Consider the following 4,773-nt stretch of genomic DNA (forward strand, 5'->3'; position numbering starts at 1 on the left):
TATCGGTGGGGGAGTTGTTTGCAGGCGCTATGATTCCGGGCGTCATTCTGGGGCTGCTCTATGCCGTCTGGGTGGTGATCGTTGCCATCGTACGGCCCGATATGGCCCCGGCGGTTGAAGCCGAAGAAAAGATCGCCCGTGGCGCGTTGCTGCGCATGTTGGCACTGGAGGCGGTGCCGCCGCTGATCCTCATCCTTGGCATTCTCGGCTCGCTCCTCGCAGGGATCGCCACCGCGACCGAGGCTTCGGCGATTGGCGCGATACTTGCGCTGGTGATCGTGGTCATGCGCGGCAAGTTCAAATGGGGCAACTTTTACGGCGCGATGCTGGAAACCGGGCGCACCAGCGCGATGATCTTGTTCATCGTGGTGGGGGCAACCGCCTTTACCGGCGTGTTCAACATCACCGGCGGGCTGCGCGCGACGCAAGAGATCATTCGCGGCCTTGATATGGCGCCATGGCTTTTGCTGACGATGATGATGGTGATCGTCTTCATCCTCGGCGCATTTCTGGACTGGACTGGAATCGTGCTGCTGTCCTTCCCGATTTTCCTGCCCATCGTGCAGGAAATGAACGTGAATCTTTTGTGGTTTGTTGTGCTGATGGCCGTGGTTCTGCAAACCTCGTTCCTGACGCCACCTTTCGGATATGCGCTGTTCTATCTGCGGGCCATCGCACCGCGCAGCGTCAAGACTTCGCAGATCATCGTCGGGGTACTGCCCTTCATCGGGCTTATCCTTCTGATGTGCGTGGCCATCGCCGTGTTCCCGTCCTTGGTCACATGGCTGCCCCATTCGCTATATGGAAACTGAGTAAATAGAGGAGACTGTCAAATGAAATCTACAACAAGCATTGTCACCGGCCTTGTATTGGCAACCGGCATCGTGGGGTCCGCCCAAGCGGAAAACTGGACGATGACGACCACTTGGCCATCGTCGTTGGAACTGATCGACATTGACCAGCATTTTGTCAAATTGGCGAATGCGCTTACCGGCGATGATCTGACGATTGAGTTCTTTGAGGGTGGTGCGCTGGTTCCGGCGGGCGAGGTGTTCGGCGCGGTCGAATCCGGCACCATTCAGGCCAGCGGCGATTGGCCGGGGTATTGGGCGGGGCGCGACACCGCGTTCTCGCCGCTTGCGACCACCGCCAGTCTGTTCAACGCCATCGACTATGTGAACTGGATCCAGCAATGGGGCGGAGCGGAGCTTTACAATGAGGTCTATGGCAAATTTGGCATGGTCTATCTGCCTTACGGCGTCACCAACAACGAATCCGGTTTCCGCACCAACGAGCCGATCCGCAACCTCGACGATCTGAAAGGCAAACGTTTGCGGCTTTCCGGGTTGGAGCAGGGGCGTCTGCTGGAGAAACTCGGCGGCAGTCAGGTTTCCATGGCCGGGGGTGAGATTTATCAGGCGCTGGAACGCGGCGTGATTGATGGGGCGGAATTTTCCACCCCGAACGTCGATTTCTCGGGCGGTTTCCAACAGGTGACCAAGTTCTGGGCAACGCCGGGCTGGCACCAGTCGGCATCGGTGTTCGGTGTGATGATCAACAAGGCGTCATGGGATGCATTGTCACCCGAAACGCAGGAAAAGTTGAAAACAGCGGCAGATGCCAACCTGGTCTGGTCGCTGTCCTTCACCGAAAAGCGCGCGACCGAAGCCTATCAGAAGTTCAAGGATGCCGGGATTGAGATTACCCGTTATGATGATGATTCACTGGCCAAAATTCAGTTGATGGCGAATGAGGTGATCGAGACGACGGCTTGCGAAAACCCGGAATCCGCGAAGGTTTATCTGAGCCAGTTGGAATACCTGGCGGATTACGCCAAATGGCGCGATGCATCGGCTCCGTTCAACCTTGGCCGCACCCCGAACGGCCCGGACATCGAAAAGATCCGCGCCTGCGTCAAGTAATCACGCACTCGCAGTGAAATCAGCCGCCGGGGTTCGCCCCGGCGGTTTGCGTTGAAGTCAGGGCGCGTCAGCTCGGCTTCTTGCGTTCCAGCGACGGCCCCCAAAGCATCGGCGCAAGCCGGTAGATCACCATTGCGAAGCCAAGGGTCCAAAGCGTTGCGGCGATGAGCACGCCATTGCCCGCGAAAGCCGCTGTTCCCGCCCGGATGAACCCGGATAGAACGACCGTCGCAAAGCCAAGCGTCAGTATCGCGCCTGCCTCCAACGGGCGGCCGCTGTGGCCCATCGTGGCGCGCATCATCACCGCGACCGTCATTCCCGCAATTGCTCCGATGCCAAGCAGGTGCAGCCCAACGACCTGACCGATAACGCCGCCCCCAAGGATGGAGATCGCCAATGCGGCAAAACCCAATGGCACTTGCAAATAGGCAATATGCAGCATGACGAGCAAGGGCGAGGCCCAGGTCCGCGCCCCTTGCCAGCGGAGCAGTCGAACCAGATGGATCAGCGCCGCCAATGTCAGCGCCACCCCGGTCAAACGGCTTTCAGGCGCGCCAATCCACGCGGCCAGCGCCAAAGCCGCGACAATCAGCGATGCCGCATCGAACCGGTTGAACGGGATCGGCAGCGCGGTGACCTTCTGCTTCACCAACCAGTTGCGGGTAAAGCTTGGGATCACCCGACCACCGATCAGCAGGATCAGGAACAGCACCAGTGACAGCGCGGCGCGGCGACCGTAATCCACGCTTCCCGTTGTCATCGCCTCCAGATGAAAGGCAAGGTTGGCAAGCCACAAGCCGCCGACCGGAACCACCACCATCAGATTGCGCCAATTGCGCCCAGCGACGATTTCAATCGCGATCATCGCCAGCACGGCTGCACCAAAGGCAAGGTCCACCAGCATTACCACCACAGGCGCAAGCCCGAAAAACCCGGCGACCGCCGCGCGCCCTGCAATCCAGAGCACAGCAAGCGCCACCAGCGGCCAGCCCTGCTTCGGCATCCGCCCAGTCCAGTTCGGGATCGCGGTGAACAGGAACCCGGTGATCACCGCGAAGGCATAGCCGAAGATCATCTCATGGATGTGCCAATCGACCGGTTGGAACGGCCCGGCCAACGACCAGTCCCCTCGCCAGATCATCACCCAGACCGGAATGACACCGGCGGCGAACAGGATGGCGAGCAAAAAGAAGGTGCGAAAGCCGTAGCTGAACAGCGCTATTCCGGCAAAGGCAGGTTTGGCTTGGGGCATATGCATTGACCTTGGGGTGTGGGCCCGCTTTTTCGCGTCGGGGTCTGTTGGTCTTGCCGCGTAGATGCGATAAGTCGGGGAGACACGTCTTTGCGCCCCGACAAACAGCGAGCCTGAAATTGAAGAAACTGGATGAAAGCCTGCTGTTGCGCCTGCCGCCGTTTTCGCAACTTTCGCGCGCGCAAATCCGCAAGATTCTGGATCAGGCACAGACAAAACGCCTGGACGAGGGCGGCAGCTTCTTTTCCGAAGGGGAGGAAGCGACGCGCTTTTACCTGTTGCTCGATGGTCATATCCGGGTGATCAAAACCACCCCTGCCGGCGATCAGATCATCGTTTTGCACATCGCCGCCGGCCAGCTTTTCGGCATCGCCGCGGCACTTGGTCATAGCCTCTATCCGGCAACGGCACAGGCGGCGGCGGAATCGCTTGCCTTGAGTTGGCCGATGCCGCTGTTGCAGGAGTTTTCAGCGATCTATCAAGGTTTCGCGACGGAGAATTACAAGGTCGTTGGCGCGCGCATGCAAGAAATGCAAAGCCGCATCTCCGAAATGGCGACACAACAGGTGGAACAACGTGTCGCGACGGCGCTGTTGCGGCTGACCAACCAGGCCGGGCGGAAAACGGACGAGGGAATAGAGATTGATTTCCCGATCACCCGGCAGGATATTTCTGAAATGACAGGCACGACCCTGCACACCGTCAGCCGATTGCTCAGTGGTTGGGAAAAGCAGGGGATCATCCTCAGCACCCGCAAGCGCATTGTGATCGTCGAGGCGCATCAGTTGGTCCGGATCAGCGACAATCTGACCTGATCCCATCAGTGAATCGCCGCGCGCAATTCGGCCCGGAACATGCGTTCGTCCAGCTCGTATTCGGCACAGGCGTCTATGACTGTGTGAAACGGCGCGATCAGGCAACCGACACATGCCATCCGGTGATGCAGAAATACCGGGATGATCTGGGGCCAGATCCGCATCATCTCGGACAACACCAGATCAGGGTTGTCTATCGGCTCCTCAGGCATCCATCCCGTCCTCCCGTTCGAGCTTTCAGCCTGTCAGCGTCGATCACCCGGTTCTTTGCGCTGGCGCAAACAGGTTTCGCGGCGCGCGCGCTATGGAGGCCAAATCCGAAACAACGGACATGGAAGCCCAGATGTCAGAATTTCTTACCAAGTCGCGGGCGCGAAACATATTTTACGGCGGATCATTGTTCTTCGTCGTGGTATTTGTCGCGCTTGTTGTCCACAGCCATTATTATGTTGTCAACGTCTCCACCGCCGGGATGCCGCTTACCGATGAGGTGCGGCTTGGCAAAGAGGTTTGGGAACGCCATAGCTGCATCAACTGCCATACGCTGCACGGCGAAGGCGCCTATTTTGCCCCCGAAGTCGGCAATGTGATGACCCGCTGGGGCGTCAGCGATGACCCGGAGTCGGCATTCGAGGTGCTGAAAGGCTGGATGGATTCGCAGCCGAGCGGCGTTGAGGGGCGTCGCCAGATGCCGCAATTCAATCTGACAGATGAAGAGGTCCGCGGGCTTTCGGAATTCTTGCTGTGGGCGGACCACACCGATCTGAACGGCTGGCCGCCGAAT

Annotated in this window: 6 protein-coding genes; 4 read left to right on the top strand and 2 right to left on the bottom strand. The window is 59.0% G+C overall.

Going from position 1 to position 4,773, the window contains the following annotated elements; genetic code table 11:
- Together L0H65_RS14775 and dctP are read left to right on the top strand one after the other, a co-directional pair.
- Window positions 1-812, top strand: an 812-nt coding sequence (locus L0H65_RS14775; RefSeq protein WP_301459810.1) for a TRAP transporter large permease subunit, incomplete at its 5' end; no start/stop codon positions are given.
- A gap of 21 nt (window positions 813-833) precedes the next feature.
- Window positions 834-1,922 (top strand): TRAP transporter substrate-binding protein DctP, encoded by a 1,089-nt coding sequence (dctP, locus tag L0H65_RS14780; RefSeq protein ID WP_301459811.1) that lies wholly within the window; start codon window positions 834-836, stop codon window positions 1,920-1,922.
- Window positions 1,923-1,989: 67 nt separating this feature from the next.
- Here the strand turns inward: dctP and L0H65_RS14785 are convergent, their stop codons facing one another.
- Window positions 1,990-3,174 carry an NnrS family protein gene (locus L0H65_RS14785; RefSeq protein WP_301459812.1) on the bottom strand — a complete coding sequence of 395 codons (1,185 nt, stop codon included), beginning with the start codon at window positions 3,172-3,174 and terminating at the stop codon, window positions 1,990-1,992.
- Between the two features lie 119 nt (window positions 3,175-3,293).
- Here L0H65_RS14785 and L0H65_RS14790 point away from each other — a divergent pair, with 119 nt between their 5' ends.
- On the top strand, window positions 3,294-3,989 hold the full coding sequence (locus L0H65_RS14790; RefSeq protein ID WP_301459813.1) for a Crp/Fnr family transcriptional regulator: 696 nt from the start codon (window positions 3,294-3,296) through the stop codon (window positions 3,987-3,989).
- Window positions 3,990-3,994: 5 nt separating this feature from the next.
- On the opposite strand, the gene L0H65_RS14795 is transcribed toward L0H65_RS14790, so the two are convergent.
- Window positions 3,995-4,201, bottom strand: coding sequence for a DUF1858 domain-containing protein (locus L0H65_RS14795; RefSeq protein ID WP_301459814.1), 207 nt, complete (start codon window positions 4,199-4,201; stop codon window positions 3,995-3,997).
- A gap of 131 nt (window positions 4,202-4,332) precedes the next feature.
- Here L0H65_RS14795 and L0H65_RS14800 point away from each other — a divergent pair.
- Window positions 4,333-4,773, top strand: a 441-nt coding sequence (locus L0H65_RS14800) for a cytochrome c (protein WP_301459815.1), incomplete at its 3' end; no start/stop codon positions are given.

Source organism: Pseudorhodobacter sp. (assembly GCF_030452865.1).
Classification (GTDB): Bacteria; Pseudomonadota; Alphaproteobacteria; order Rhodobacterales; family Rhodobacteraceae; genus Pseudorhodobacter.

Excerpts from the sequence above, each read along its gene's own strand:
- L0H65_RS14795 (WP_301459814.1), bottom strand. The coding sequence starts at position 4,201 with ATGCCTGAGGAGCCGATAGACAACCCTGATCTGGTGTTGTCCGAGATG.
- L0H65_RS14785 (WP_301459812.1), bottom strand. The coding sequence starts at position 3,174 with ATGCCCCAAGCCAAACCTGCCTTTGCCGGAATAGCGCTGTTCAGCTAC.
- dctP (WP_301459811.1), top strand. The coding sequence starts at position 834 with ATGAAATCTACAACAAGCATTGTCACCGGCCTTGTATTGGCAACCGGC.